General features: G+C 61.7%; 20 protein-coding genes. 10 read left to right on the forward strand and 10 right to left on the reverse strand.

What is annotated here, in order from left to right; all coding sequences use genetic code 11:
- Positions 1–282: 282 nt before the first annotated feature.
- From ACZ1JC_RS01100 to ACZ1JC_RS01110, 3 genes are all read right to left on the reverse strand, one after another.
- The gene (locus ACZ1JC_RS01100) at positions 283–2,040 is read right to left on the reverse strand and encodes a TolB-like translocation protein (RefSeq protein ID WP_465139746.1); all 1,758 of its coding nucleotides are present in this window, start codon (positions 2,038–2,040) and stop codon (positions 283–285) included.
- 312 nt (positions 2,041–2,352) lie between these two features.
- Complete coding sequence (locus ACZ1JC_RS01105; protein ID WP_465139745.1) at positions 2,353–3,402, reverse strand: NAD(P)H-dependent amine dehydrogenase family protein; 1,050 nt, start codon at positions 3,400–3,402, stop codon at positions 2,353–2,355.
- Between the two features lie 85 nt (positions 3,403–3,487).
- Positions 3,488–4,240 (reverse strand): SDR family NAD(P)-dependent oxidoreductase, encoded by a 753-nt coding sequence (locus tag ACZ1JC_RS01110; protein WP_465139744.1) that lies wholly within the window; start codon positions 4,238–4,240, stop codon positions 3,488–3,490.
- Between the two features lie 257 nt (positions 4,241–4,497).
- On the opposite strand from ACZ1JC_RS01110, the gene ACZ1JC_RS01115 reads away from it, so the two are divergent.
- Positions 4,498–5,310, forward strand: coding sequence for an SDR family NAD(P)-dependent oxidoreductase (locus tag ACZ1JC_RS01115; protein WP_465139743.1), 813 nt, complete (start codon positions 4,498–4,500; stop codon positions 5,308–5,310).
- A gap of 60 nt (positions 5,311–5,370) precedes the next feature.
- Here the strand turns inward: ACZ1JC_RS01115 and ACZ1JC_RS01120 are convergent, their stop codons facing one another.
- Positions 5,371–6,171, reverse strand: a complete 801-nt coding sequence (locus ACZ1JC_RS01120; RefSeq protein WP_465139742.1) for a FadR/GntR family transcriptional regulator — start codon at positions 6,169–6,171, stop codon at positions 5,371–5,373.
- Between the two features lie 93 nt (positions 6,172–6,264).
- On the opposite strand from ACZ1JC_RS01120, the gene manD reads away from it, so the two are divergent.
- Positions 6,265–7,473: a D-mannonate dehydratase ManD gene (manD, locus tag ACZ1JC_RS01125; protein WP_465139741.1), complete on the forward strand. Its 1,209-nt coding sequence runs from the start codon at positions 6,265–6,267 to the stop codon at positions 7,471–7,473.
- Between the two features lie 56 nt (positions 7,474–7,529).
- Here the strand turns inward: manD and ACZ1JC_RS01130 are convergent, their stop codons facing one another.
- The 3 genes from ACZ1JC_RS01130 to ACZ1JC_RS01140 all read right to left on the reverse strand — a co-directional run bounded on the left by ACZ1JC_RS01130 (position 7,530) and on the right by ACZ1JC_RS01140 (position 15,080).
- On the reverse strand, positions 7,530–9,050 hold the full coding sequence (locus ACZ1JC_RS01130; protein WP_465139740.1) for a GH39 family glycosyl hydrolase: 1,521 nt from the start codon (positions 9,048–9,050) through the stop codon (positions 7,530–7,532).
- A 32-nt stretch (positions 9,051–9,082) separates the two neighbouring features.
- On the reverse strand, positions 9,083–11,764 hold the full coding sequence (locus ACZ1JC_RS01135) for a glycoside hydrolase family 2 TIM barrel-domain containing protein (protein WP_465139739.1): 2,682 nt from the start codon (positions 11,762–11,764) through the stop codon (positions 9,083–9,085).
- 64 nt (positions 11,765–11,828) lie between these two features.
- Positions 11,829–15,080, reverse strand: coding sequence for a glycosyl hydrolase (locus ACZ1JC_RS01140; RefSeq protein WP_465139738.1), 3,252 nt, complete (start codon positions 15,078–15,080; stop codon positions 11,829–11,831).
- Positions 15,081–15,821: 741 nt separating this feature from the next.
- Here ACZ1JC_RS01140 and ACZ1JC_RS01145 point away from each other — a divergent pair.
- The 4 genes from ACZ1JC_RS01145 (at position 15,822) to ACZ1JC_RS01160 (ending at position 21,277) form a co-directional block, all read left to right on the forward strand.
- Positions 15,822–16,139 carry a 2Fe-2S iron-sulfur cluster-binding protein gene (locus ACZ1JC_RS01145; RefSeq protein ID WP_465139737.1) on the forward strand — a complete coding sequence of 106 codons (318 nt, stop codon included), beginning with the start codon at positions 15,822–15,824 and terminating at the stop codon, positions 16,137–16,139.
- 57 nt (positions 16,140–16,196) lie between these two features.
- On the forward strand, positions 16,197–17,792 hold the full coding sequence (locus ACZ1JC_RS01150) for a cytochrome P450 (protein ID WP_465139736.1): 1,596 nt from the start codon (positions 16,197–16,199) through the stop codon (positions 17,790–17,792).
- A 183-nt stretch (positions 17,793–17,975) separates the two neighbouring features.
- Positions 17,976–20,474 carry a TonB-dependent receptor gene (locus ACZ1JC_RS01155; RefSeq protein ID WP_465139735.1) on the forward strand — a complete coding sequence of 833 codons (2,499 nt, stop codon included), beginning with the start codon at positions 17,976–17,978 and terminating at the stop codon, positions 20,472–20,474.
- Between the two features lie 125 nt (positions 20,475–20,599).
- Positions 20,600–21,277, forward strand: a complete 678-nt coding sequence (locus ACZ1JC_RS01160) for a TetR/AcrR family transcriptional regulator (protein WP_465139734.1) — start codon at positions 20,600–20,602, stop codon at positions 21,275–21,277.
- Here ACZ1JC_RS01160 and ACZ1JC_RS01165 read toward each other — a convergent pair.
- Positions 21,257–21,880, reverse strand: coding sequence for a TetR/AcrR family transcriptional regulator (locus ACZ1JC_RS01165; protein ID WP_465139733.1), 624 nt, complete (start codon positions 21,878–21,880; stop codon positions 21,257–21,259). The two genes, ACZ1JC_RS01160 and ACZ1JC_RS01165, sit on opposite strands and share 21 nt — an antisense overlap.
- Before the next feature lie 131 nt (positions 21,881–22,011).
- On the opposite strand from ACZ1JC_RS01165, the gene ACZ1JC_RS01170 reads away from it, so the two are divergent.
- The 4 genes from ACZ1JC_RS01170 to ACZ1JC_RS01185 all read left to right on the forward strand — a co-directional run bounded on the left by ACZ1JC_RS01170 (position 22,012) and on the right by ACZ1JC_RS01185 (position 24,657).
- Entirely contained in the window at positions 22,012–22,335 is a 324-nt protein-coding gene (locus tag ACZ1JC_RS01170; protein ID WP_465139732.1) for a hypothetical protein, read from the forward strand.
- A 54-nt stretch (positions 22,336–22,389) separates the two neighbouring features.
- Positions 22,390–23,358, forward strand: a complete 969-nt coding sequence (locus tag ACZ1JC_RS01175) for a YncE family protein (RefSeq protein WP_465139731.1) — start codon at positions 22,390–22,392, stop codon at positions 23,356–23,358.
- Positions 23,355–24,008, forward strand: coding sequence for a TetR/AcrR family transcriptional regulator (locus ACZ1JC_RS01180; protein WP_465148480.1), 654 nt, complete (start codon positions 23,355–23,357; stop codon positions 24,006–24,008). The genes ACZ1JC_RS01175 and ACZ1JC_RS01180 overlap by 4 nt, the downstream gene beginning before the upstream one ends.
- 517 nt (positions 24,009–24,525) lie before the next feature.
- The gene (locus ACZ1JC_RS01185; RefSeq protein WP_465139729.1) at positions 24,526–24,657 is read left to right on the forward strand and encodes a hypothetical protein; all 132 of its coding nucleotides are present in this window, start codon (positions 24,526–24,528) and stop codon (positions 24,655–24,657) included.
- 29 nt (positions 24,658–24,686) lie between these two features.
- On the opposite strand, the gene ACZ1JC_RS01190 is transcribed toward ACZ1JC_RS01185, so the two are convergent.
- Positions 24,687–26,135, reverse strand: coding sequence for a PstS family phosphate ABC transporter substrate-binding protein (locus tag ACZ1JC_RS01190; RefSeq protein WP_465139728.1), 1,449 nt, complete (start codon positions 26,133–26,135; stop codon positions 24,687–24,689).
- On the reverse strand, positions 26,132–26,860 hold the full coding sequence (locus ACZ1JC_RS01195; RefSeq protein WP_465139727.1) for a hypothetical protein: 729 nt from the start codon (positions 26,858–26,860) through the stop codon (positions 26,132–26,134). Before ACZ1JC_RS01195 ends, ACZ1JC_RS01190 begins: the two co-directional genes overlap by 4 nt.

Raw genomic sequence — 26,860 nt, forward strand, 5'->3', positions numbered from 1 at the left:
AATGGCAGCGGCAGGTATCGCTTTGGTGTTCCGGGTAGCTGCCGGGCGGGAAAGTCCCAGCCTCAGCCAATCGGGCAACTAGGCGTCAGACATCAAAGAGCAGCAGGTTTTGGCTTGGATGAGGGCGGTTGACCGCGCGCTCATCTCCGCTCGGAAGTTATTGGTGTTGCATATCCGGGGGAGTATGGGATCGAAGGTTACGGTTTTCTCTTTCGAGGGCGGTGATTACCTGTCGGTGCAACCCAACCATCAATCCCACTGACCGAAATCTGGATCGGTGATTTAAGTCCCCGGAGCAGGTTTCCTGAACGTCTTCCCGTCGATGGTCGTAGTCAGGTCACCTTCCAACGGCTCTCCTAGAGGGCTGATGATGAAGCCGCCTGGTTCCGAAGTCCTTTTTGTACCGGTTTGCGCGCCGCTTGAACGCAAATTCGAATGCCAGACTATCCGGGGGCGCCCCTCCTGCATCAATAGTTCGGCGCTCTCCGTTCCATCGATCATGTGAGTGCCATCGTCTGTGAAGCCGCTGTATGTTGCCGAAACATAGGTAATTCGACCATTCGCGGCCTTGCGGATTTCGACAAGAGCCTTGCCGCCCTTCCAGCCTTCCATTGTGAACTTTCCAGCGGGTGCGGAAGGATACCGCTTCGGCATCGGATCTCCTGCGCGATATCGAGTCCCCCAGGGCACAGAGAGCACTGCCGGTGCAACTTTGCGGCCAAGAGGTAAGGGGGAGCGCTCGGGCAATCGTGCGATCATCAGCCGCGTATGCCTTCCGCCCGGTTCGTTCGAGATCGGGCAGGGTAATGGATTTGCGCCGCCGCAGTCGGGCGAAGTCACCAGCGCCTGCCAATAGACGACATTCGTGCCATCGGGCGACCATGCCGGATCAGCGCGCGCGTTCCAGTTGGGATCGCTGGGGCTGCCGGGAGCACCGTCGCCAGCATTAAGCTGTTGACCGCGATAGTCCCCTCGATCGCCCCACCTGTCGATGAGGATTGGCTGGAAGAAGCGGCGCATGCCGTTGCGATAGCCGAACTGAGCACTTAGCATGATGATGCGCGTCAGCTCATCGGTCAGAGGAGGGATGTCCTGCATGGCACCGTAGTACATGTGCCGATCAACCGTGCGGTTATCGAAGACCACGAACCATTTGTCGTCGGGGGACATCAGGATGGGATCGGCATAGCCGGGGGCCGATGTCAGCCGCTGCGACTGGCCGGATTGGAGGCTGGTGATGAACATGTCCACGTTGCCGGATGCGGGCATGCCCATGCCGACGGCGTTTCTTCCGTCACGCGTCCATCCTCTTGCCTCGCCAATCACGCCTTTGGGCGGATTATGGATCAGGCGACCCGGCTTTTTGGGGTCTTCGCGAAACGGAGCGAAGTCCGGCGAGGTGGCATTGGTCAGTACCCAGACATCGTCTAGCTCGTAGCGAGGTGCCAACGGCAGGCCGCTGCGCGGCGCTGGGTTGAACCTGAGCTTGCCGACGAGACCGTGCTGGTCGATGTCGGGCCCGGTGGCATTCATATGGCTCCACATCAGATGCTGGCCATCGGGATTGAGGCGCAATTCGCGCATCGAGCCGCCGGGGCCGCTTCCATCTGCCGTTGCATTCCAGCGGATCGGATAGATACGGATGCGATCGGGTGTACAGCGATCCTCCGTCAGCTTGTATTTGCCGCAGTCGACGACGTTGGTCCCCGCGATGATCTTCGTATCGCCGGGAAATGCCTGGGGATGGTCCAGGCTCAACCACCCGGCGCCCTGCGGGACGCGGCGCCCGTGTTCGTTGGTGGAAGCGGGGTTCGCGTCGCGGCGGGCCTCGGCCGGCACGCCGCACGTTATGCATTTCCAGGCGTCGCCATTGGAAAACACTGTGCCGTCGGTCTTGATGGCGATGACCTGTGGGCCATCGTACATGGAGCCAGTGCCCGGTGCCGCAGGCGCCCCGGTAAACTGGACGGTGAGAAGGACGTGTCTGGCATCTCCCATGTAGGCAGGGCCTTCGACAATGCCGTCATCGGCGGCGGTCATGCAGCCGGTTCCTCGCGGATTGACGTCTGACGAGCAGGCACCGGCGGCTTCGGATGGCGCGGTGGGAGGCAAGGGAAGTGTTACGATGTCCACGCGTTCGGGTTTCGGGGGCGGTGGTGCTGCTTCAGAGGCCGACGAGACGGAAATCGACGCAATCCCTGCGCCAAAACAGGCCAATGCAATGGCCACGCTCGCGGATTGACCTGCCGGTCGGCGCAGGCGCGCACGCTCGGTTCTGGGCATATCGGTTCTCTCCGGAAATCTTTTGGTATTGCCACACGGTAATGCGGGCCAAGACGGAAGGGCGTTTGTTCAACCCAAGTGTGCGAGCACCTGCGGCAAGGCCGCAGTCGTGGCGATACCAGGCGGAGCGGCGCAGATGCCGGGTACTGCGTTGACAGGGCGGTGCGCCGTCAGGTTGGGGAGGGTGCCTTGGCGTTCACCATGCGGGATGGGAAAGCCGATGCTGATGTCGAGCGGCGTGTCGCCTTCAACCGTGACCCGCCATCCGTCTCCGCGAAGTTCCCAGTGCTGATCGAGTTGGTCGGTCACGAACCAGTTGCACCGAAAGCGCATGACGGGCTTTCCGCCGCGATAGCCGGTGGTGACCATTCGCTGCCCCGCAACGGAGCCTGCCGGAATAGTGCTTTCATGGAGTTTGACCGGAACTTTGGCGAGCGCCACTTCGCTGGAAACTTCGAACCGCTCGATCTCGATACCCACTGCTTGTGCGAGGGCACGCAATGAGTGATTGAAGACCTCGTCGCGCTCGTAAAACGGACGCTGGGCAAACACTTCTGGCGTTTCGCCAAAGCCCATAATGCCGACCAGCATTTCCTCGGAGCAGCCGTCGATGCAATTGGCGAACTCATCGATGGTGAGAAGGTCGAGGCGCCGGGCCAGTGACAGGAGGACCAGAGGCAGAGCTTCGGTTATGAAGCCGGGGCTGCTGCCGGAGCTGTGCAGCGTCGCATTCCCTGCGGCGCAGGCTGCCTCGATACGTTCGCGAATGGCCGCATCCATGCTGCCGGGATGGAAGAACTCCGCCCGCGTCGACGAGATATTGATGCCGCTTTCCAGAAGAGCGCAGACATCGTTAAAATCGGTGTGCTCGGGCATATAGAGTACGCAGTCTGGCCTGAGCGCCAGTACCGACGCCAGATCGTGAACCGCCTTGATTCCGGTTTGCGGCATTCCGCATAGCTCTCCGGCATCTTTGCCTTCTTTGGCGGGCGAGTAGACCTTGACCCCGACAAGTTCCATGTCGGGATGAGTCAGAACGGCGCGCATGGCTGCTGCGCCAACTGTTCCGGTGGCCCATTGCACCACGCGCAGCTTTCGGGCTTCTGATGGCTTGCTCATTGCATTCGCTCCCAGGCATTTTCAGGTGGAACGGCGACAGTGCCAAGCAAGACCCTCGCCCGATGCCGTCGCCGGTGATCCACCTTTATCCGATGAACATCCCGCCATTGACGGCGAGTACCTGGCCGGTGACGTAGCTGGCGCCGTCCGAGGCGAGGTATTCGCAGGCCGCTGCGATATCGTGGGGCGTACCGGGGCGCGGGATCGGGATGTGCTGGGAGATGACTTCCAGCGGCGGGAAGGTGCCAGCTGCAATACCGGCTTCGGCCATGGGCGTGGCGACGACCGAGGGGGGAATGGTGTTGACGGTGATACCCTGGCCGGCGAATTCGCGGGCGAGGGAGCGCGTCAACCCGATCACGCCGGCCTTGGCGGCGGAATAATGCGCGCGGTCTGCTGCCCCGGACTGCGCCGCCTGAGACGAGATGGTGATAACCCGGCCCCAGTTGGCATCGACCATATCGGGCAGGGCTGCCTGAACCGTATGGAAAACACCGGTCAGGTTGATGTCGATCATGCGCTGCCAGGTTTCGACGGTCACGTCCTGAAAGCGAATGCCTTCGGAAATGCCGGCGTTGGCGACCACGATCGCGATCGGGCCGAGTTCTTCGCGTACCGCAGCGTAAGCGGCTTCTACACTCGCCCGATCGGAAACATCGACTTTGCGGGCGACAATGCGCGCGCCCTGCGCCCGGAGCGCTTCACTTTCGCGTTCCAGGGCTTCCTCCTGGACGTCGAGCATTGCGACGGGGTGGCCCTTGCTCGCAAATAGCCGCGAGACTCCGAGCCCGATGCCCGACGCTCCGCCCGTGACGACGACGACACGATTGGCAACCATTTCTTCTCTCCCGTTTGTGGCGCTCGGCAAGAGCTCGCCTGCGCCTTTTCGTGTCCGGCAAACAATCTTCGGTCATGCCAGTTTGTGCGATATTGTGGCGCACAACTTGAAACCTGTCCAGCCTGCAGATAGGCAGGCCTGAGCCGCGATTCGACTTCGCGGTGCAGTCAGGAACTGGCCAAGGAGACCTCCAGGCGTCCCAGTTCCTGGAACAATACTGCAGCCGTGCCGGGCTCAACAAAACAGGAGAAATGGGGATGCCAGTGCCAGACGTTTCGGATCGCTCGCTTGATCAACTGATCTCTCTCAAGGGGCGGAGCGCGGTCGTTACCGGTGCAGCCTGGGGGCTTGGAAAAGCCGCTGCGCGGCGCCTTGCGGAGGCTGGAGCAGCCGTTCTTATTGCCGATATCGATGAGGATGCCGCTGCTGCGACGGCAAAGGAACTGGCTGAACTCTACTCGGCCGATGTAACTTCGACCCGGTTGGATGCAGGCGATGTCGCGTCAATCGTTGCGGCTGCGGAACTGGCCGAAAGCCGGTTCGGCAAGCTGGATATCTGGGTCAACAACGCCGGCATACCTTCGTTTTCTCCCCTGCTCGACCTCGACGTCGAAGAGTTCGATAACGTCCTCGCGATCAATCTGCGCGGCACTTTCGTTGGCGCAAAGGAAGCCGCGCGGCGGATGATTGCAAGGGGGCAGGGGGGCGTGATCGTCAATGTCGCCTCGTTGGCCGGTGTCCGGGGCATCTCCGAAGGTCAGGCCGCTTATTGCAGCTCGAAGCACGGCGTCGTGGGACTGACGAAGCAGCTGGCAATCGAACTGGGTTCGCAAGGCATCCGCGTGCTCGGCGTCGCCCCAGGCTTCTCGCTCACCGAGAAGACCATGTTCATTGCCGACTGGGATGAGGAAACCATCAAGGCATGCCCGATCCCCGGCATCGGCAGCAGCCGGCTGGGACGGGTCGGCGTCGCAGACGATATCGCCCGCGCCATTCTTTTCTGCGCATCGGACATGGCCATGTTCATGACCGGTAGCACGTTGCTGCTCGACGGCGGAATGGCTGCCTGAATTTTGCCGGGCCCCGGAGCGCAATGCGTCTGGGGCCCGCAGTTCGCAGAATTGAAGCGACTACGAGTCCCTTCCGGTGCGCAGGAACCGTTCGCGCGTGGCAGCAACCGACTGGCGTGCAGCGGCGACCGCTTCTTCCTCTACGGCGAACAGCAGATGCTGAAGCACTGCATTGAGATGGGCGTGCATGGCTTCACGTGCGGCGACGGGATCACGCTTTCGCAGCGCGGTCAGGATGGCGCGGTGTTCCTCTACGACCGGCTTCACATTGGCCGTCCGGGCTTGCTCAAGCAGCAGTCGGCACTCCGGCGAGGTGGACCGCAGTGTCCAGAGCTGTTCGACAGTCCGGGCAATGGCACTGTTTCGGCCAGCCCTGGCGATCGTCATGTGGAAGGCCATGTCGGCATTCTCGCCGCCATTTTCTTCGGCGTTCTCCTGCTGGATGGCTTTGACGAGTTCTTCCAGTCGCTGGAGTTCCTCATCGCTGATATGGCGCGCCGCCAAAGCCGCGCTTTCCCCCTCGATGAGCAGTCTGGCTTCCACGAGTTCGAATGGGCTGACCGCGAATTCCGGTTCGTTGTCGACTTCGCCGGGAAGGCGGATCACGAATGTGCCAGCACCCAGCCGGGCCTCGACAAGGCCCAGTACTTCCATCGCGAGCATGGCTTCGCGCACGACGGGCCGGCTTACGCCCATGCTGATGGCAATGTCGCGCTCCGCCGGCATACGGTCGCCCACCGCATAAGTTCCCGATTGCAGTTCGGCGATCATCGCCTTGGCCACGCGGCGGTATAGCCGACCGTCATCGTCGGCCGCCGGATCCGCTCCAAGCGGCGGCTTCGCCCCCATGATACCTGGCATAGCTTTCCACCTTATCGTTGTGGTAAGACCAATATTCTCTAACTGGTAAACGCAATCTAGCGTGCTTTAAACTAGCCGGGATCAAGTCGACACATGAAAATTCAATCGGCCAAAGTGATCGTGAGCTGTCCGGGCCGCAATTTCGTCACACTCAAGATCGAGACCGACCAGGGCGTCTACGGGATCGGCGATGCCACGCTCAACGGGCGTGAGAAATCGGTGGTCGCCTATCTTGAGGATCACGTGGCGCCCTGTCTGATCGGCATGGACCCGCGCCGGATCGAGGATATCTGGCAATACCTCTATCGCGGCGCCTACTGGCGGCGCGGCCCGGTGACGATGCGCGCGATCGCGGCGGTGGATGTGGCCTTGTGGGACATCAAGGCCAAGATGGCGGGCATGCCGCTCTACCAGCTGCTGGGCGGCCGCAGCCGCGACGGCGTGATGGTTTATGGCCATGCCAACGGCAGCGACATCGCCGAAACGGTGGAGGCGGTGGGCCAGTATATCGACATGGGTTACAAGGCGATCCGCGCCCAGACCGGCGTGCCCGGGATCCGCGATGCCTATGGTGTCGGCCGGGGCAAGCTCTACTACGAGCCTGCCGACGCGGCGCTGCCTTCGGTAACCGGATGGGATACGCACAAGGCGCTGAATTACGTGCCGAAGCTGTTCGAAAAGCTTCGCGAAACATATGGGTTCGATCATCACCTGCTGCACGACGGACATCATCGCTACACACCGATGGAAGCCGCGCGCCTGGGCAAGGCCCTGGAGCCCTTCCAGCTGTTCTGGCTGGAGGACTGCACACCTGCCGAAAACCAGGAAGCCTTCAGGCTGGTGCGCCAGCACACCACGACGCCGCTGGCTGTGGGCGAGATCTTCAACACGATCTGGGACGCCAAGGACCTGATCCAGAACCAGCTGGTCGACTATATCCGCGCCACGATAGTCGGTGCCGGAGGTCTGACGCACTTGCGCCGGATCGCCGACCTTGCCGGCCTCTACCAGATCCGGACCGGCTGCCATGGCGCCACCGACCTCTCGCCCGTCACCATGGGAACCGCGCTGCACTTCGATACCTGGGTGCCCAATTTCGGCATCCAGGAATACATGCGCCACTCCGAAGAGACCGACGCGGTGTTCCCGCACGACTACCGCTTCGAAAAGGGTGAGTTGTTCTGCGGCGAGACGCCGGGCCACGGCGTCGACATCGACGAGGCGCTGGCGGCGAAGTATCCGTACAAGCCGGCCTATCTTCCGGTGGCGCGCCTTGACGACGGAACGATGTGGAACTGGTGAGGCAAACGCCGCTCCCCGGCAGCATCCCTTCGTGGGTTGATGCCGGGGCGCATGGGTCAGGCGAGCTCGACGAGAGCGAGGCCCTCTGGAGGCAGTTCGAGTGTGAGGGTGCCGTCCGCATTCAGACGGCGGGTTTCCACCACCGGCCGAGAAACCTGGCGCAGCTGTGCGATCTGGGTGCGCGAGGGATAACGGGGCGAGCCCATCGCCCGCCAGGTCGGCATGGGCGATCCGCGTTCCCAATCGACAAACCGGACTTCGGCCGTCTTGCGGTCCTTGATCCCGTCAAGCTGCAGAGTCAGCCTCTTGGGCCCACCTGCGATCTTGCGCTCCGAGGTCATGCCCGGGATTCCCCCCGGCTGGTCGACTTCCGCAAGGTTCCAGACGAGTACGGAAATCCGCCCGTTCCTGTCTTTTGAAGCCAGTGCCGGCCCCTGAGCGGCGAGGCGCTGCGTCCCGAGGCGATGCAACAGGCGATAGGTGCTGAACGAGGGTTTGGCGATGCCGTCGATCATCATGCTCCATCCCATAGAGCCTTCCTTGAGCATGTAGTCGTCGACGCCGAGTTCCTCGTACATGCCGCTGAGGGTCCACTGCGACATGCCAGCGCAGTGCACCATGCTGTTGGCGATGACGTGAGCGATCATCGCCGGGCTGTCGGACGACCATTCGGACAGCCACATCGGCTTGCCCGCGAAGGGACCGGCATCGATCGTGCGCCGGGCATTGGCAAGGGCATCGGGGATGACGTCGTTGATGCCGCGTCGGGGGCTGCCCTTGCCGAAGACGTCGTCTTGATCGTCGCCGGCGTAGACATGGGTGGCGAAGAAATCGACCGGGGCGTTATTCGCAGCGCACCATTGCCCGAAATCGCCGATCCACGCTGTCTTCGAGGTTGCAGGACCACCGACCTGAATGCGCGGATCGACCGATTTGATGGCGGTCGCGGCGGCCTTGTACATCTCGAAGTAGCGCTGCTTGTCAGCTGTCCAGAAGAAGGAGAGGTTGGGTTCGTTCCAAACTTCGAAAGGCCAGCTGCGTACGGCTTCGATGCCGTAGCGATCCACCATCGCCGCCGTGAACGACTTGATGAAGGCGGCATACTCGGCATCGGAAGTCGGCGGCGTGATATTGCCGCCGTAAAAGCCGAACTGGGTTTTGCCTGAAGCGAGCTTGCCGGGCATGAAACTGAGTTCGACATAAGGCGAGACGCCGACATCGAGCAGGCCGTCGTAGACACGGTAGACATTGAGCCAGTTCGGCCCGCCGTTCCGGCGCATCTCCAGAATGCTCTTGCCGAAGACGCCGAGCTCATCGTTGAAGATGCCGTGGAACCGGGCGCGCTTGATGCCGGCTTCGGTCACCGCCAAGCGCATGTCCTGCCGCCATTCCTCGCGCATGGTGATCGCCGCGCGGTCCGATCCGACGCATTCCTCCCAGACATGCGGCAGCGCGCCGGCAATCGTGCGGGTATCGACCTGGACCATTTCACCGGGAATATTAGCGGCCCTCACGCCGCCGGCCGAAAGCGCGGCCGCCGCCGCGCTCGATGCCAGAAAGGTGCGCCTGTCAAACATGCTGCTCTCCAAGGAATTCGGGCTTGCGGCGTTCACTGCGAAATCTCGATCCCGGCCAAGGCGGCATTTCCCGAGACGCTTGAAAAATCGAGGATCAGGCGGCCATCGGCGACGGTGGCCGGGAAGCTGCGGACCAGTTCCTTGAGCGGGGCGCCGGCTTCCTTCAGGATATTGAGGCCCTGGATGACAGCCTGACCGTTTGCCTTCACGGTAAGCGCCTGATCGGGCGAGGCGGTTTTGCGCGGTTCGAACAGATGAAGGGTTACCGTCCACCGGCCGTTGGGCAGCGGGATGTCGTAGGCGTAGGCATCGCCATCGCGCCAGTAGTCGAACAGCGCCGGGTCGGCGGCCTGCACCTGCCGGATCGGCGCCATCGAGCGGCCGCCGAAGCCCACGAGGTTGAGCACCACAGGCTTGCCGCCTTTCACGAAAGTGTCCGAGCCGAAATGCCGCGTGCCAAGGTCCAGCCCGGCAAGGCTGCCGGTATTGATCCGCAGGCCATTGCGTTCGAGATCAGGGCCGTTCCAGGTGGCCGTGTCGCGCAGGGTCTTGCCGTCCGTTGTCGTTGAGACCACTGCCGCGTTCGCGCCGGGGCGAAGGACGACGTTCTTCCATTCGCATACGAAATCGGTGCAAGGCGCCGAGCCGATCGATTTGCCGTTGATCGTGAGGGTCGCGGACGGGGCAGTCGAATAGGCTTTCACATCCATGACCGGGTAGGCCCGGTCGACATAGCGCTTGCCTGCGAAATGCAGGGCAGGGGTATCGCTCCAGGCGACCTTGTAGAACCAGAAGGCGTCCTTGCGCTCCTTGCGGTCTGCGGTGACCAGACCCTTGTCGTTGAGATCGACGGCATCGCCTTCGTTGCGCAGGTCGCTGGAGAAATCGAACATGGCCCAAACCCAGCTGGCGAAGACGAAATCACGCTTGGCGATGCTCGGCCATGTCTGTTCGTGGACCCATGCCTGATATTCTTCGGGGTGAGGGCGGCCGACGAAATTGACGAAGCCGCTCAGCACGTCGTCGCTGTGCTGGCTGATCGCGCCGCCTGCGCCGTATTCGCTCAGCGATAGGGGCAGCGCGGGATGGTCGCGGTGGAGCTTGTCGAGCGTGTCGCCAAGGTCCGCCCGTGCCTGCAGCGGGTTGGGATAGTACCACCCGTAATAGCGGTTGTAGCCGATGAGGTCCGCCGTTCCGGCGAGCTTCTCGCCGGCGGTCTGGATAAGGCCGAGGCCCTCGCAGCAGTCCGCGAATGTCGTTGGACGGTCCGGATCCTCCTCTTTTGCAATTGCATTGAGGTGCTGGAGTAGTGCGAGCGGCTGCGGCGGCGCGCCCTTCTGGCCGAAGCCCTTGGCCGAATCCACTTCATTGCCGACCGACCACATCAGGATCGAGGGATGGTTGTAGTTCTGCCGGATCTGTTCGCGCAGTTGCTGCTCGGCGTTGGTCCACAGAGCGTCCGAGCCCTTACCTCCCGATACGCTGGGCGTGGTGACGTAAGGCAGCTCGGCCCAGACGACCATGCCCGCTTTGTCCGCCAGATCGGACCAGGCGTCGGCATGCTGGTAATGGGCCTGGCGAATGGTGTTTGCGCCAAGTTCCTCGATCAGCGCCATGTCTTCGGCATGCTGTTTCGGTGTGAGAGCCCAGCCAGAGCCTAGCGCGTCCTGATGGCGGGAGACGCCGCGTAGTTTCACATGCCGATCGTTTAGGGAAAAGCCGGCATTCGCATCGAAGCGGAACGTGCGAAGACCCAGTGGCTGCGTCACGCGATCTAGCTGTGTCTTGCCGTCCGTAAGGATGGAGGTGACCGAGTAGAGGTAGGGATCGGCCCTGCCGTCCCAGCGATGGGGGTGGGCAATGTCCAGCGCTACGTGTTGCTCGCTGGCTCCGGGCGCCAAAATGACGGGCTGAACCGTTTGGGCCACGATCTTGCCACGCGCGTCGCGGATCTCGGTTGCAAGCGTGAGGTTTCGAGGCGTCGGGCCTGCATTCCGCAGCTTCGTGCGGACTTCGACGGCTGCGCTTTCCGGCGTGATCCTTGTGGCGTGCGCGTAGACCCCGGGGCCGCCGAAATCGAGCGGGTCGATCGAGGCAGCCGGAAGCTGGAGCAGCGAAACCTCGCGGTAGATGCCTCCATGCACGAAGAAATCGCCGGACAGCGGTATGACTTCGGCGGTGGAACTGCCGGGCTCCACCTTGCTGTTGTCGGCACTGACCACGACCAGATTGCGCTGGCCCGGCTTCCATGCGTCGCTAACGTCAAGGCGGAAGCGGGCGAACGCGCCCATGTGGGTGCCGACGTGACGGCCGTTCACCCACACTTCGGCCAGCTTGCTGACCGCGGCAAAGTCCAGATACTGGCGATCGCCCGGCTTCGCCTTGGGTCCATCGACCCAGAGGCGATACCAGCCCACCCCCTGCCGGTTATCGGTCTCGGCGCCGCGTGTCAGGGTATAGGCGCCGATGTGGTTCCAGCTGTGCGGGACAGAGACCTGCTGCCAGTCGCGGTCGTCGAAGTCGCTTCCCGTAACTGACGCGGGTTCATCGCCGAAACGAAAGCGCCAGCCATGCGACAGGTCGATTGCGGGCCGGGCGGCGGTGGTTTGGGCCGCAGTGCGATCCTTGGCAACGACAGAAGGCGAAGCGAATGCCGCGCTCACGATGGCCGAGCCCAGCAGCATTGTTTTCAGCACCCGCTTGATATCGCCCACTTGCCATTCTCCCGGTTAGTTGAGGGGCCGCGCTTGCGGCCGGCCGACTTGTGTTCATTCGGAATTACCGGTTGTTCAGCAGCCGTACCGGGCCGAGCAGACCGGATGGGCGCAAGGGCGCGTCCTTCCGGTAGGTCGGGGTCGCGGTCCATGTCACTTTCGTGGCGCCCGGTTGTGCGTCGCCGATGAGACGATTGACCCACAGGTTCGCCACGCGGATCGAGAGCCGGTTCTTGCCGGAACGCATCTGGCCCGAGATGTCGATGCGGTAGGGCTTGTGCCAGGCATAGCCTGCCCGCTGCCCGTTCACGCTAATCTCTGCGATCTCGCGCGCCTCGCCGAGATCGAGAAACAGCGGCATTCCCTTCTTCCATCCGCGCGGAGCCGCGAACTCTTTCGTGTACGTGGCGATACCCGAAAAGTAGCGGATGGACGCGTCGGCGTTTTCGCCCAGCGGAGACAGTTCGGGAAGGCGGGTTTGGGGCGGTGCGCCGCGACCCGGTTCGAATGCGGCATCCCATGGACCACCAAGGATCGCTGCTTCCGTCAGCTCGACCGGAGCGACTTTTTGTTCGGTCTCTGCAGTGTTCCTGCGGAAGACCACATGCACGGACTCGTCCGGCCCCAGAGTCAAGGGAACCGTGGTCATCCCACCCTGAACCGAGAAGCTGACGGGATCCGATTTGCCCGTCTCAGCATGCCAGAGTTCAGGGGCCTTGCCGGTCACTCTGAAGCGCGCCGTGATCGTTTCGCTGCGATCGTTCTGGTTGGCGATGAAATAGGTATCGCCATCCGCCAGCTTGCGGTGGACGAAGGGGAGTGCTGCTCCCTGCTGGGCACCTTCGAAGACGAAATCGGGCAGGATGCCAGCCTGGGGCAGAGCTCCGGCGAGATCGCTTGTCGCGATCACCCTGCCTCGTCCGACCTGGTTCACGCCCGATCCGGGCCACAGCTTTTCGAGCAATGCCTGGTAGCGCTCAGGATCAGCCGAGACACCCGGGTCGCTGACAGGGCGAGGGCCGATGACCGTCGCGCCTGCTTCCACCAGTTCGGCAATCCGGTTGAGAACCCCAAGGCTCATCTTGCCGGCAGAGCCTCCCAGATAGAACGCGCGGTAGCGTACTCCTCCGCTGCTCACGAGATCGCCTCCGTCGTTGGACAGGGCGCCGAGGAGGGCATCGGCGTTCACGAAATCGAATGCGGTGCCGGCAGGAACGTCAGCGACCGGCCTGTCGCCGAACAGCGATGTCAGCGGGGCCTCTTCGCCGTAGAAATAGGCGATATCGGCGACATTGGTGCCCTGCTGGAGCATGAGGGAATTGCGCGCGATATAGTCCATCCACGGGCGCGCGAGTTCGCCCCAGGCCTCGTTGCGGTTGAAGTCCTGTCCGAAGATGGAAAGGCGCAGGCCCGGCTTCTTGTCATCTACCGGAACATGGACCGAAGTATGGATGACAGGGCGATTGATGCCGCTCACGAACTCGAGGTCGATCATCCGCTTCAGGTCGCTCGGGGCAAATGCCCAGGGCGAGAGCATCGAGGTCAGGGATTCCGCTGCGACGTACTTGCGCCCGTAAACGTGTGCGACCGATGCAGCGCCCTTCATGTCGGCAAGGTAGGTCGGCTTGGGCCCGCGGTCGCGCTGGAACGACCACATGGCGGACATGGGCACGTCAGCCCATCTGCGCATCGCCATATCATCGCCGAGCTGTGGTCGATGATCCTCCAGCGCCTCTCCGTAGACGACAAGGCCATTGTCATGCGCTGCCTTGGCAACTGTACCGTAGTGCTCGCTTGCCAGTAGGTCCGCCAGGGTTCGCCGAAAATCGTAGAGGAAGCGTTCGCTTTCCTGCCGCGATCCGATAATCGTCCCGGTCAGTGCGGGCATCCAGGGGATCGGATCATAGCTGCGCAGCCGCTTGAACTGGGCCACCATTTGCGGCGTCCAGTTTGCGGCACCGACCTCGATGCTGTCGGTGAGTATGGCCCGGATGCCCTTGCCGCCCATGAGGTCTGGACCGACCGTTTCGCGGTAAGTCGAAAGGTAGTGGTCCATGTAGCGCCGGACCGCATCGGCATCGTACTTGTCCACTTCAAGCCCGGTCGCCTCGAACGGAGCGGGATGGTTCATCGTGCCGACAAGCGAATAGCCGAAACGAATGATGCGCCAGCGCCCGGCGGGAGGCGTCCAGTCCAGCGTGCCGTCTGGCCTCAGGCGATTGGTGAGGTCGATGACCTTGTTCGGTGCCACGCCGGCAGAATTGGCAAGGCCGCTGTCGAGCGCGTAGTAATCGGGAACGACATCGAAGCCCGCCTTGGCCTCGACCCGATTGACCCGATCCTGGCCGGTCAGCACGAATTCGGCGATGCGGATCGAGGTGTTGGGTTTTCCGCCTGAAAAGCCGGCAGCGAGTGCCGAGAGGTCCACGCCGGCAGGCGGCGGGGCGATGTTGGGAAGGCTGCTGACCTCCTGAAACGAAATGCGGAAATTGCGGGCAGTCACGGGCGCGAAGCTGAGCGTGGTGGGGACTCGGCCCATCGGAATGTCGGCGATGGAGGTCCATTTTCCCGCAGTGACTTCCGCTTCGAGGCTCGCCTTGAGGTTGGCGCCGATGAACTTGCCCGCGCCTCCGGGAACAAACAGCGTGACCGCGCGGATCGTTTGAGCGCTTGGGTAACGAGCGACAAGGAGCGTCGCTCCCTTGCCTGCCTTGGCAAGGGCGATGCCCGTCTCGAGATCGCTGTCGGTTAAGGCTCTTGCATCGATGGCTTTCCCTGCGGCGTCGGCGAATGCGGGAAGGGCCGAAGTGTCTCCGGGCGAAGTGGGCACTGCGACAACCACGGCGTCGCGATAAAACGGTGCCGGGACATCAGGCGCTTTCTCGTTGATGGTCGAGTTGGTCCCCGACGTCGCGGCGATCGACTGATAGGGTCCGGTCACGGATGGTGGGGCGGGAGGGCTGAAGGGCGCACGCGCTCCGCCGCTGACCGTCACTTCGCTCCAGACCAGCTTTTTCATGCCGTCTGCTGAAGGCACCCATGGCCCGCCGGTTTCCGACCAGCCCGGCGAAGAGGCAATGGCCAGTTCAATGCCCAGGCGATCCGCTTCCCGGGCGGCGGCCTTGAAAGCCGTTCGCCATGCGGGTGTCATGTAGACTAGGCGCTGATCTACAATCTGCGGGCTTTGGAGATTGACGTCGAACGCCTGCGCGCCGCCAATCCCCACGCGCTTCATCCAGGCGAGATCCTTGAGCAGTCCGTCCTCGGTGATGTTGCCGTTGATCCAGTGCCACCACACGCGAGGGCGAGCATCCATCGGCGGGTCGGAGAATTCCGCTTCGAGATTATCCGATGCGGTGGGGGGTGCTTCTTCTTTGTGCGCGCGTGCCAATGATGGGCACGCAGCGACCGACAGCAAAAGCGCCAACTTCACCGATACGGCAGAGGCTCGAAATGGGTTGTTCTTCGCCATATCTGATTTTCGCCCGACGTTCTCATCAGCGGGCGCGCATGATCGAAGCGCATCCCGCTATTCTCTCACTATCGCCTCTTTGTGCGACATAGTATCGCCTATAATCGCGGGTCCATACTGTCAAGTCGGTCAGACCAATTTGGAAGGTGCCTATCCGAGAAGGGGGCTGCATTCACCAGGTTTCGGCATCGGAGGCCTTGGAAGGTACCTCGGGCGCTATGGATAACGCTGCAGCGATCAAACCTGTCAAAGTGCCATTCGGTCCTGAGGTTCGCGGCGGAACAATCACGCGGTCAGCCCGACCGGTGGAGCTCTTTAGGTTCGAGAGTTTCTAAGCGGATGACCACGATATCAGGTTGGCTTCATCAGGACCGATGCCCCTTGAGCGGGCCATTTCTGCATTGCGCGACCGCAAGCCTTCCCAGTTGACGTCCTCAGGGCGTTGGACGTATGCGACACTGTATCGCATAAAAATGGATGTGCTCTTTTCGGCCTTCCGCGAGCCGGCGGAGTGCAGTTCGCACCGACGGCAATGATCGCAGCCATGAGCACACAATATGTCAGAACCTGGAAGAGGGCTGAGAAATGGCATCAATTACCGTCGTGGGTGTCTCGGGAGAGGAAAAGGTTCTCGAGGCAAGGCCCGGACAGACCGTCATGGAAGTCATACGCGACGCAGGCTTCGACGAAATGCTGGCCCTGTGCGGTGGGTGCTGTTCGTGCGCCACCTGCCACGTCCATGTCGAAGCCGGCCCTGCCGACGCTCTCGCGTTGATGAGCGACGACGAGGACGACCTTCTCGACTCGTCCAGCCACCGTGGCGGGCAGTCGCGCCTGTCGTGTCAGTTGCCGATTACCAATGCGCTCGATGGGCTGCGCGTGAGGATCGCACCGGAAGATTGAACCGAACGGACATCGCTTGCCTGCCGAAAGAGCAGGCAGGAAGCAGGAGTGGGAAAAATGACTGAACTGGCAGATCGCGACTACTTCACCGACCACGAAATCCTCGTGGATCCTTACGCTTACTTCGAAGCGGTGAGGGGCAAGGGCAGGGTCTATCAGCCCGAGGGCAAGGACTATCTGATGGTCATGGGGTTTGAAGAAACCCTCGAAATCATGCGCAATTCGGAGGATTTTTCGGCGATCATCGGCCTGCAGGGGGCTTCTGCACCTCTCCCGTTCACGCCGCACGGATCCGACATCACAGCCCAGGTCGAGGCGCACCGCGACGAGTTCCATGGCGGCGACCTGCTGGTCAATCTCGACGACAATCCGCACCTGCAACTGCGTTCGCTGGTCAATCGGCTGTTCACGCCTTCGCGCCTCAAGGCGAACGAGGAGTTCATTCAGGCCTTCTCGGACGAACTGGTTCGGGACGCCGTGGCGAATGGCGGGGTCGAACTGGTCAGGACAATCGCTACGCCCTTCGTCACGCTGGTCATCGCCGACCTGCTCGGTATTCCAGCCGAAGATCGGCAGAGGTTCATCGACCTTATCCAGGATGCGCCGCCTCCCGGAAATCTTGACGGCGAACTCGACCTCAATGCCGAAGACCACCCGTTCATGATCATGGGCGGCTATTTCGCCCAATACGTCGCCGATCGTCGAGCCAATCCGCGCGAGGATATTCTCTCCGAACTGGCGAATGCGCTCTACCCCGATGGCACGCTTCCCGACGAAATGGCGATCGTAAAGCTGGGCATGTTCATGTTCGGTGCTGGCCAGGATACCAGCGCGAAGCTCCTCGGCAATGCGATGCGCTACATCGTCGATGAGCCGGGCCTGCAGGACAAGCTTCGGGCTGATCCCAAACTCATCCCCGCACTGATCGAGGAAGTGCTGCGGCTCGAGGGTTCGACCAAGCAGACGGCCCGGCTGGCGCGCCGTGACACGAAGATCGGCGATATTCCGGTCCCGGCCGGGACCAAGATCATGCTGTCGATTGCTGCGGCCAACCGTGACCCCGCACGCTGGGAAGATCCGAAGGAATTCAAGCTCGACCGGCCGAAGATCCGCGAACACGTGGCTTTCGGGCGCAGTGCGCATACCTGCGCGGGTGCACCGCTTGCGCGTGTGGAAGTGCGGATCATCCTGGAAAAGCTGCTCCAGTATACCTCGGACATCGATCTCGATTCCGAAGTTCATGGCCCGCGCGGCGCAAGAAAGCTCAACTTCGAGCCGAGCTTCATCATCCGCGGTCTTGCGGAACTGCACCTCAAGCTGACGCCGGCCGCCGGCGTCGATCTTTCGTCGGACCGGCCATCGGTGATCCAGAAGTCGGAAGTAGCTTCGGCTGCGCCCGTAGCAACTGACGTGCCTGCTGCCGCACCGACCGCGGGGTACTCAACCGGCGCAACGAAGCTGGCAATTCTCCTGGCGGATGCTGGTGCCAAGGCGGTGCTCGATCAACACTTCCCGGGAATTACCACCGACAAACGGATTGGGATGGCGAAGTCGATGACGCTGCGGGCTATTCAGAAGTTCGCGCCGGGCCAGTTCACCAATGAAGCACTCGATGCCGCCGACCGGGACCTGGCCGCTCTGCCGGCAGATTGAACCGAACGATCAGAGTGATGAGCCGGCAGAACCGCGAGGCGTCTGCCGGCTCCGTTCAAATACCAGATCAACAGACTTCGCCTGAGCGAAAGGTCAATCCATATTTCTTAAATGGATTGACCAATGCGATAGTGTGGCGCACAAAATAACAAATAGAAAATATCAGGTAGGGAAGGGGATTCGATGCGTAGGAAGAATGCGCTCATATTCGTTGGAGTGAGTACGCTGGCCATGGCCGCACCGGCGTTTGCACAGGATGCGACTTCGGCGGCGCCTGCTGAACCGGCTGACGCAACGGCGGTGAATGAGATCATCGTTCAGGCTCGGCGCCGCGACGAGAGCTTGCAGGACGTGCCGCTGGTGGTGAATGCCGTTACTGCGGATGCGATCTCCAAGCTGAACATCCGCAACTTCACCGAAATCAGTTCGGTTGTCCCTGGTCTTCAGCTCACGCCCAATGCGAACGGCATCGGAACCTCGTCCTCGATCCGCGGGGTCAATCATGACGTGAACGTGAGCGCCGAGAACGGCACGATCCAGTACTACCGCAACGATGCTCCCGTACCGTCGAACTTCGTCATGCAGACGATGTACGACGTTGGGCAGATCGAAGTGCTGCGCGGTCCGCAGGGCACGTTGCGGGGGCGCTCGACACCGTCCGGTTCGGTTACCGTGACCACGAGAGAGCCTGACCTCGTTGAAGCAGGGGGCTATGTTGCCGGAACGCTTGGTTCGGCTTCCGCAACCAATTTCAATGCTGCTCTGAACATTCCGATTATCGCGGATGTACTGGGTATACGCGTGGCAGGACTGCACAGCTTCGATCGCGGTAACCGCGTGACAAGCGTGAACAGCGACGAGAAGCCGCGCAGCGAAACCAATGCGATCCGCGCAGCGGTCCGCTTCGAACCGATCCAGTGGCTTCGCCTGGGCTTCCTGTACGAAGGCATGCAGAATGACGGGACCCGCTTCGATCAGGTGCGGTCCGTCAGCCAGTACGATCCCGATTATGTGCCCAGCGTCGGTGCTCCTGACTATGGCGAGATCGGCCTGAGCGACCGGCTTTCGGTCCAGTCACGCCCAAGCACGACCACGCAAAAGTTCCAGTTCTACAACTGGAACGCCGAAGTGGACTTCCTGGGGCAGCGCCTCATCTACGTGGGTTCGGCTACGTCTCAGAAATACCACAGCTACGGCGTGCGCGACCTTGCCAACTTCTTCCCTGACCTCGAGATCGCACAGATCGCGGATACCAAGGGGACGACCAGCAGCCACGAAGTGCGCTTGCAGAACCTTGATCGGGTCGCAGGGCTATTCGACTATGTGGTGGGCTATTTCCGCTACTCGGTCCCGTCGCAGACCAATCTAAGCGATCTCAGCATCACCCAGCTCCGTCTTGCCGGTCTCGGCATTCCGATCGCGGCCCCGAGCGTTACCGACACGCCCATCTACATTGCGAAGGGCACTCCGACGGAAGACTCGTTCTTCGGCAACCTGACATTCCATCTGACCGAATCCACCGAACTTTCGGGCGGACTGCGGCGCATACACTTCACCGATAATCGGGACGGGCTGTTCATCAGCTGTACGCCGGACATGTACGCTGCAGGCGATTGTACGCGCCAGAACGGCACGCAATCGGACGTCAACGAAAACACCACGATCTACAGCGCCAGCATCAAGCACCGCTTCACGCCGGGGCTGATGATTTATGCTTCGACCGGCAGTTCGTGGCGCCCTCCTGTCGTGGCCATCGGCAACTTCACCCATGCCGATTACACGCCCAACGAAGTTGCCCATATCTCGCTGCCATCGGAAAGCTCCAAGTCCTACGAAATCGGTTTGAAGTCGGATTGGTTTGACCGCAAACTGCAGTTCAACCTCACTGCTTATCACCAGGACTACAAGAACTATCCCTACCGGGCCGGCGGTGCAGGTATTGCCTACATCAACATCAACTCGGCGGGCGCGCCGACGATCGGCAATTTCAATTTCGTGAGCGCAGTGCCGATCAAGGTCAACGGGGTCGAGGCCGAACTGGCGTTCACGCCGACATCGCGCTGGAACCTGGGCGCTACGGTCAACTTCGCGCGCAGCCGCATCGGTAATGCCCTGCTGGCCTGTACCGATGCACTCAACAACCAGACCGGGGCTGTGGGTTCGGATGGGGTTCCCGATACGGTCACGCCCACGCTTGCGCAAATGGAGCAGGCTTACGGCGATGAGCGCGTGGCGCAATGTCCCGGCGGCGGACAATCGGCGACCTTCCAGCCGGAATGGTCGGGCGTGTTCAGGGCCGAGTACACTCTGCCCGTCGGCAACAAGATGGATGGCTATTTGCGCGGGCTGTTTAGCTGGAAGGGCAAATCCAAGACGGATCCGAACAACCCCTACGATGATGTAAAGGCTTACGGCATCGTCAATTTGTTCGGCGGCCTGCGCTCGCAGGATGGTGCCTGGGAAGTGTCGGTCTATGCCAAGAACATCTTCGATACGACGAAGCTGATCAGTCAGGACGATCTGGCCCAGTTTACCTCCGTCACCGACGTCTATCTCCGCCCGCCTACCTTCGCTGTCTCGGGCATCGGATCGACGGTCTACAGCAGCCGCTATGCGGGTGTCTCGGTAACCGCTCCGCGTGAATTCGGTGTGACCTTCCGGGCAGCATTCGGCTCGCGGTAAGAAGCTTCCGAACGGAAGGGCTGTGGGATCTCCCAACCGCAGTCCTTCCGGCCTTGGATTTGCAATGTGCTCCGGTGATGGCGGAGCCCCTGGCTTTGACAGGTAAGCGAGCAGGGAGGACCATAATGCGAACTCAAAATAGCGGTCCTGTCTCTCGTCGGGAACGCGCGCGGCCAAGGAAAGGGCAGGGGCCCGATCTCAAGCAGCTTGAGCGTTGTGCCTTGTCGGCATTTTCGCGACGCGGTTTCGAGAATGTTGGCCTGCGCGAACTTGCGGCATCGGTGGGCATCGCACCGACCTTGATCCTCTATCGTTACGGCTCGAAACTGGCATTGTGGAGGTCGCTGGTCGATGAATTGGGTGAGCGCGTCGATTTGGCATGCGCCGCAATCGATTCTACTTACGCACTGGCCCAGCCGTTTCCCGATCGCGCCAGTGCGGCGCTGCGGCACTTCGTGTTGCTTACCATAGAGATACCGGAATTATCCCCGCTGTTTATAGGCGAGATGTCCGAGCCGGGAGAGCGGCAGGAATACGTCCTGGAAAAGATCTGGAGCCCGTTTCTCGCTTCGGTATTGCCCATCATTCACGATGCCGAGCGTTACGGGAATTCCGACCTGGGTGCCCCCAAGTTTGCCGCTTTTTCCATCCTCAGCATGATATTCGCAGCTCAGTACATGGCCCCCATTATCGACCTGGCCGCCGACGACCGGCAGAACGATTCAGCAGTACGCGTTCTTCGGCCCATTGAGCGGTTGCTGACCCTGGTACCTACGCAGAACTCAATCCGGCGCCATGATTGAGGTCGAAAGAAGTCGGTAGAGGATCTTGGCGATTTCGGAGACGCTGTAGGCCTCTTCGGGTTGGCCGACCCACCACGCTAGCGTTTCGGCAATGAGCGTGGCGGCGCAGATCGTGCCAAGTTCGGTAGGCAACCAGGCGTTGATGGGCTTCTCACTTTTTGCCACGACCATGGAGACCCGCAGCCATTCCTCGCGCATTGCGCTGCCGGCACCGCCGTTGAGAAGGATTGCCCAAAGAGCGCGGTGGTCGGCGACGTATGCGCACAAGGCTTCAAACCCGGCCTCGTAGCTTTCGGCATTGCGAATCGACAGAGTCAGCTGGTTGAGGTGCGCGATTTCGTCCTTGGCGATGGCATTGAGCAGCGCTTCTTTGGTCTCGTGATGCCGAAAGAACGTGGCGTAGTGGACCTTGGCTTCGGCGCAGATGTCGCGGACGCTGATCTGGTCGAATGGCTTGCGCTGGAGCAGGGCCAACATGGCTTCCTGCAGTGCCTTGCCTGATCGCAAAGCACGCGCGTGGGTCGATCTAGATGATGCCAGCGGCTCGGTTTTATGCGATACTGTGTCGCCCAACTTGCGATTCGGTTTGCTGTTCTCGGCCATCCCATCGTGTGTGACGCAAAAATGCTGGTTAGCGCAAGCAGGTAGCTGGTTGCCACGCTAGGCCGAGCAAAAAGGGTCAATGCCTGATCGAATTGGATCGGGATGATATCAATGAAGAGAGGATTTAACTTATGCTTCGTCAGATTTTGACCGCCGGAACCTTCGCTCTCGCCGTAGCTGCGCCGCTGTCGGTCAACGCCGCCGAGCCCGCTACAGCCTCGGCACCAGCCGGGGCCTTTTCGACCTCGACCAGCTCGATCGGCACTCTGCTGGACAATCCGGCAACCAAGGTCATTCTCACGAAGTATCTCCCGGATTTGGTGAGCAACCCTCAGATCGAGATGGCGCGGGGCATGACCCTGAAGCAGATTCAGTCATACTCTGCCGACACGGTCACCGATGAAGTGCTCGCAAAGGTCGACGCTGAACTCGCGAAGGTCCCGGCTCAAAAGTGATCCAATGAAGGAGCCGGCAGCCCGGTGGCCGGCTCCGCTAGCTGGAGATATCGCTTGGGACCTTTTTTGCGTGTGTTTGCCGCAGGCCTTGTCCTTCCGTTGGCTGCAGGAAGCGTAACGGGGCTCGCCCGAACGATGATAGTTGCCAACAAGGGAGAGAACACCGCGAGCTTCATCGATATGGAGACGGGAAAGGAATGGTCTCGCCGGCCGACCGGACCTTCGCCTCACGAGGTGAGCATCTCGCCAAACGGCAAAGTTGCAGCCGTCGCCGCCTATGGTGGCTCGACAATCGACTTGTTCGATGCCCGCACAGCAAGGCACATCAAGACTATCGACATATCGCCGGGCAAAGCGCCACACGGGATCGCCTGGATTTCGGACCAGCGCCTTGTGGTTGCTGCTGAAAAGTCGCGCAGTCTGGTTGTTGTGGATGTGACTGATGCCAGCTTGCAGTCCGTAGCCCTTGAGCAGGCGGGATCGCATATGGTGGTCCTCTCTCCCGATCACAGGACCGCCTATGTTTCCAATGTTGTGGCCGGGACGGTCAGCATCGTCGACCTTCGTGCAATGCGAAAGCGCTCTGATCTCAAAGTGGGTGGTAACCCGGAGGGGCTGGCAGTCAGCCGAGATGGCACGGAACTCTGGGTTGGCGATAACTCGGCGCCGCGCCTGCGTGTCGTCGACATCGCAAAAGGCAAAACGCTCGCCGTTCTGCCCGCGGACCCGGTGCCGATCCGAGTTGTGATGAGCCGAGATGGCAAGACCGCGGTCAGCTCAAATATCGGGGCCGGAACGCTCGGTATCTACTCTGTGCCTCGGCGGCAGCTGCTGCGCACAATTTCCGTGAGCGGGGCGGTCGATGCGATTCAGGTAACGGCGATTTTTGCCGATTCTGATGATCGAGTTCTCGTGGCGGAAACCGGCCGGGACACTGTAGCGGAAGTGCAGGTAGCAGAAGGAAAAGTCGTCAGACGGTATGCGGCCGGCAAAGGCGGCGATGGGGTGGCCATATCGCCGTGAAAGCATTTCGGAGTCCGGCGGAAAACGTCGATCAAGCTGACAAATCCACCGCGCAGCCGGCACATGCAAGCCGCCACCGCCGCAACGAGCAAAAGAGCCGGTTTGAGGATCTCAGGGTCGCGAAATCATATCATGCCTTGCGCAGCGCATTTCTCGACCTGCTGAAATCCTCTCCGCTTGAGCATATCGCGATCACAGGCATTGCGGACAAAGCCGGAGTGACCGTGCCGGTGTTCTACCGGCAGTTTGCCTCGAAAGAGGCTTTGCTCGCCGACATCGCAGGTGATGAGACTCGGTTCGTCATCGAGCATATCCGTTCGGCAATCGTCAGTTCTGACAATGCCGGCGACCTGCGAGACCTTTGCGCGCTTGTCGACGGGAAACGCGACCTCTGGAAGCTGCTGCTCACACATGGAGCGGCAACATCCATGAGAAACGAATTTACTCACTCGATCATCGGGATGGATTTGGATCTCGAGACTTTCTGCGCCGATATGCCGCCTGCGTTGGCGGCCACGTTTGTTGCGCACGGCGTCTTCGACGTCCTTGCCTGGTGGCTGGATCAGGGTCCGAATTATCCTGTCTCGACAATTGTGCAAGCTTTGCAGAATCTGGTGATCGGACCCGCAGCAAACCGGGTCAATCGCTAACCAGCGGGCGGAACGCTCATGTCGAAGCCATCCTCGAACGCCATGCAGTGTGCGAAGCCATGCTGGGGATACAGGGCATCGTTCGGATTGCCGATTGAACTCGGACCCGGCTTCCCCCAATTTGGAGATCCGCTGGGCCGCCTCTCGCACGGTCGTCGCGTAGTATCGCCATGCGGTGGAATGGATAGGCGCCGACTGTTTGGGTTGCGACATTCACATACTTTATCCCCTCGGACTGGTCGCGGACGTGGATCACACACCTACTGTCAGCGATGATCTTGTCATCGACTGCTCTTCATCCAGTCATTCCTCTTGGGCCAGGACCGGAAAGCTGACGGGCCTGTTTTGGGATCATCAAAGCGGTCGGGGAACGACTGGAATGGGGGCATCTGCCGTCAGGCAGCTTTTTTCGCCGCAGGGGCACGAGGCCAGTCAGAACGAATGACCGCTTTCGAGCGGCGGGACAAATCCGCTCCACGGCGGCATTGGGCGCAATCCTGACCTTGCGCCACTTGCGTTGGCGATCGGGCAGGGCTTCGGCATCCAGCAACCGTTGGCCATCGCCATTATCGCTGGGCTGGTGCTGCAATATCAGCAGGTAATGCCGACCATACCGGAGCAGGTGCGGCTGATGTTGCCCAGAACGTGAATGGAGCACTCCTGCATGAGGGCCTCCCATCAACGCGCTTCGAGGAGAGTCCGTTCGGCAGCCAGATCGGCCTTGTCGAGCGGCACATAGCCATCGTCTTCACTGCTGTGACGGGCGATGACAGCCTGCCCTTCGTCGGAGAGGAGGAAACGCAGCAGGCGCTTGGCCTCGTCCGTCAGCGGCGTGGCGGGGCGCTTGTCGACATAGACGTTGAAGAAGTAGGAAATCGGCCATTCGCCGCGATGCGGGCCCGCTTCCGGCAACACGTAAGGAAGCCCCTGTCGCTTCGATAGTGGCACCACGCGGACCCCGGCGGGGGCATCGCCCGCGTCTATCCATGTCGCATAACCGATCGCGAGTGGATCGTTGGCCACTGCAGCGAGGATTGCCTTGCCGCTCGGCATGGCGCGGTAGCGGGCGCTGAACGGGAGGCCGTCCAGCTTCGACTGGCGCATGGCGGTGCCGAAACCGCCGTCATCACGCGCGCCGTAGACGTGGATCGGCCCCGGCGAGCCGGTCAACTGGCTCCAGTCGCCAATGTCGCCGCCTTCCGCTCCGGCAGCGAACACCCGCCGGACCTGATCCATGGAGAGGCCCTTCAGCGGACTTGCCGCATTCACGTAGATGGCAGGCGGTGTCTTGCCATCCGGGCGAGGGCCGTGGCTGGCATAGGCGATGCGGATGCGGGTGGCGGCATAGCCTTTCACCTGACGGAATGCGTCAAGGTCGTTATCCCAGGCCTCGCGCCCCATCGGGGCGATCAAGCTGGTTCCTGCGGTAAGCGCAGGCATTGCCGTCGACGATCCGCGCAAGTCCGTGGTGAAGCGGTCTTGCGGCGCATGGCGGGCGTAGGCTTGCAGCAGATCGGGGAGCAGTTCGGTCAGCGTGTCGCTGCCTACGATCGCCATGCTGCCGTCGGCCGCACGATAGCCGGCAGGCCCCTCGGGATATGTCGCAGTGGGAAGAGCCGCTATGAGCCGCCGCGTTTCGTCGAGTTCTGCCGGGGTGAGCGGCTTGTAAAGCGACAGTGAATTCGCCAGCGCCGTTTGTCCGCCATCCGCAAGCAGGGCGGTGAGGATCGGCAAAACCTTAGCGTCGATCGCACCCGTCTTGTCGCGCCGAACGTAGACGCGCAGATCCTGCATAATCGGCACGGCAAGCGACGCTCCGCCGGAAAAGCGCCGGACAGCGGCGCTTTCGATTGGCGTCAGTTCGCGCGGAAGCACGGCCAACAGCACGGTGCCCTGCGTCAGCAAGGGAATCGCACCGGTCGGGCCGGAAATGCGCGCGATTAATCTGTCCGCCAGAACGGCGGCAACCTGTTCGGCTTCAGGGCCGCCACCGATGGTCAGGTGACCGTCCTGCGTGCTGTAACGGGCCACCAGCGGCTTCGGCTCGGGGATCGGGCCTTCCTGCGCGGAGGCGCAGAACGGCAGCAGCCCGGCGACCACAAAAGCGATGCTGCCTATCCGATTCATTTCTTCGCTCCGCAGCTTTTGCGTCCGGCCTTGGCCCAGGCGATTGCCGCATCGAACAGCTTGTGGCCGGTATCGGTCATACGGGAGAAGCTGTTGTTTTCCATGCCGATGAAGACGCGGCGGGCCGGGGCGAGGTGGTCGTGGTCCATCGTCGCACCGGCTTCGTAGCCGAACAGCGTGGCTTTGTCCGGTTCACCCGGCCAGGTCATGATCACATCTGCGCCAAGGCCCGGCTTGCCCCAACCGGCAGGTGTGCGTGCCTCGGTCCAGGTGCCGAGCCCGGCCGGAACGCCCGCCGCCATCGGATGGGGCGCGCGCACCAGCCAGAAGTAGTGGCCCGCCTCCAGTTCGCCGAAGTCGGCATCGCGGCGCAGGCCAGTCATCCACAGATCGTCGAGCAGGTCGTTTTCCCAGGTAACGAGCGGCACGCCCATGTCGCGCAGGCGCTCGACGCTCCGGTGCTGCGCGGTGAACTGGTTGGACCGCACCGTTGAGGACATCACGATAAGATCGAACCCGCAGGGATCGGGCATCGCCGGCAGGCCTTCGCTGACGGTGACCGTGTAGCCTAGCTGCTCCAGATGCACCCTCACCTGCGGATCGGCCGAGCCGCCCGGAGGGTCCGCGCGCATCAGGAACAGGATCTTTCCTGCCTCCGCCGCCTGGGCGGAGGCAGGAAGCATGGCGCCTGCCAGCAGCAGGGCGACGGCAAGTGCCCCTCGCAT

It is taken from the genome of Sphingomonas sp. BL-S-28 (assembly GCF_055521515.1).

What these genes read in the sequence shown, in the direction of transcription:
- ACZ1JC_RS01100 (WP_465139746.1), bottom strand. Translation starts at nt 2,040, where the DNA reads ATGACCGCCGCCGATGACGGCATTGTCGAAGGCCCTGCCTACATGGGA.
- ACZ1JC_RS01105 (WP_465139745.1), bottom strand. Translation starts at nt 3,402, where the DNA reads ATGAGCAAGCCATCAGAAGCCCGAAAGCTGCGCGTGGTGCAATGGGCC.
- ACZ1JC_RS01110 (WP_465139744.1), bottom strand. Translation starts at nt 4,240, where the DNA reads ATGGTTGCCAATCGTGTCGTCGTCGTCACGGGCGGAGCGTCGGGCATC.
- ACZ1JC_RS01115 (WP_465139743.1), top strand. Translation starts at nt 4,498, where the DNA reads ATGCCAGTGCCAGACGTTTCGGATCGCTCGCTTGATCAACTGATCTCT.
- ACZ1JC_RS01120 (WP_465139742.1), bottom strand. Translation starts at nt 6,171, where the DNA reads ATGCCAGGTATCATGGGGGCGAAGCCGCCGCTTGGAGCGGATCCGGCG.
- manD (WP_465139741.1), top strand. Translation starts at nt 6,265, where the DNA reads ATGAAAATTCAATCGGCCAAAGTGATCGTGAGCTGTCCGGGCCGCAAT.
- ACZ1JC_RS01130 (WP_465139740.1), bottom strand. Translation starts at nt 9,050, where the DNA reads ATGTTTGACAGGCGCACCTTTCTGGCATCGAGCGCGGCGGCGGCCGCG.
- ACZ1JC_RS01140 (WP_465139738.1), bottom strand. Translation starts at nt 15,080, where the DNA reads ATGGATGCTCGCCCTCGCGTGTGGTGGCACTGGATCAACGGCAACATC.
- ACZ1JC_RS01145 (WP_465139737.1), top strand. Translation starts at nt 15,822, where the DNA reads ATGGCATCAATTACCGTCGTGGGTGTCTCGGGAGAGGAAAAGGTTCTC.
- ACZ1JC_RS01150 (WP_465139736.1), top strand. Translation starts at nt 16,197, where the DNA reads ATGACTGAACTGGCAGATCGCGACTACTTCACCGACCACGAAATCCTC.
- ACZ1JC_RS01155 (WP_465139735.1), top strand. Translation starts at nt 17,976, where the DNA reads ATGCGTAGGAAGAATGCGCTCATATTCGTTGGAGTGAGTACGCTGGCC.
- ACZ1JC_RS01160 (WP_465139734.1), top strand. Translation starts at nt 20,600, where the DNA reads ATGCGAACTCAAAATAGCGGTCCTGTCTCTCGTCGGGAACGCGCGCGG.
- ACZ1JC_RS01165 (WP_465139733.1), bottom strand. Translation starts at nt 21,880, where the DNA reads ATGGCCGAGAACAGCAAACCGAATCGCAAGTTGGGCGACACAGTATCG.
- ACZ1JC_RS01170 (WP_465139732.1), top strand. Translation starts at nt 22,012, where the DNA reads ATGCTTCGTCAGATTTTGACCGCCGGAACCTTCGCTCTCGCCGTAGCT.
- ACZ1JC_RS01190 (WP_465139728.1), bottom strand. Translation starts at nt 26,135, where the DNA reads ATGAATCGGATAGGCAGCATCGCTTTTGTGGTCGCCGGGCTGCTGCCG.
- ACZ1JC_RS01195 (WP_465139727.1), bottom strand. Translation starts at nt 26,860, where the DNA reads ATGCGAGGGGCACTTGCCGTCGCCCTGCTGCTGGCAGGCGCCATGCTT.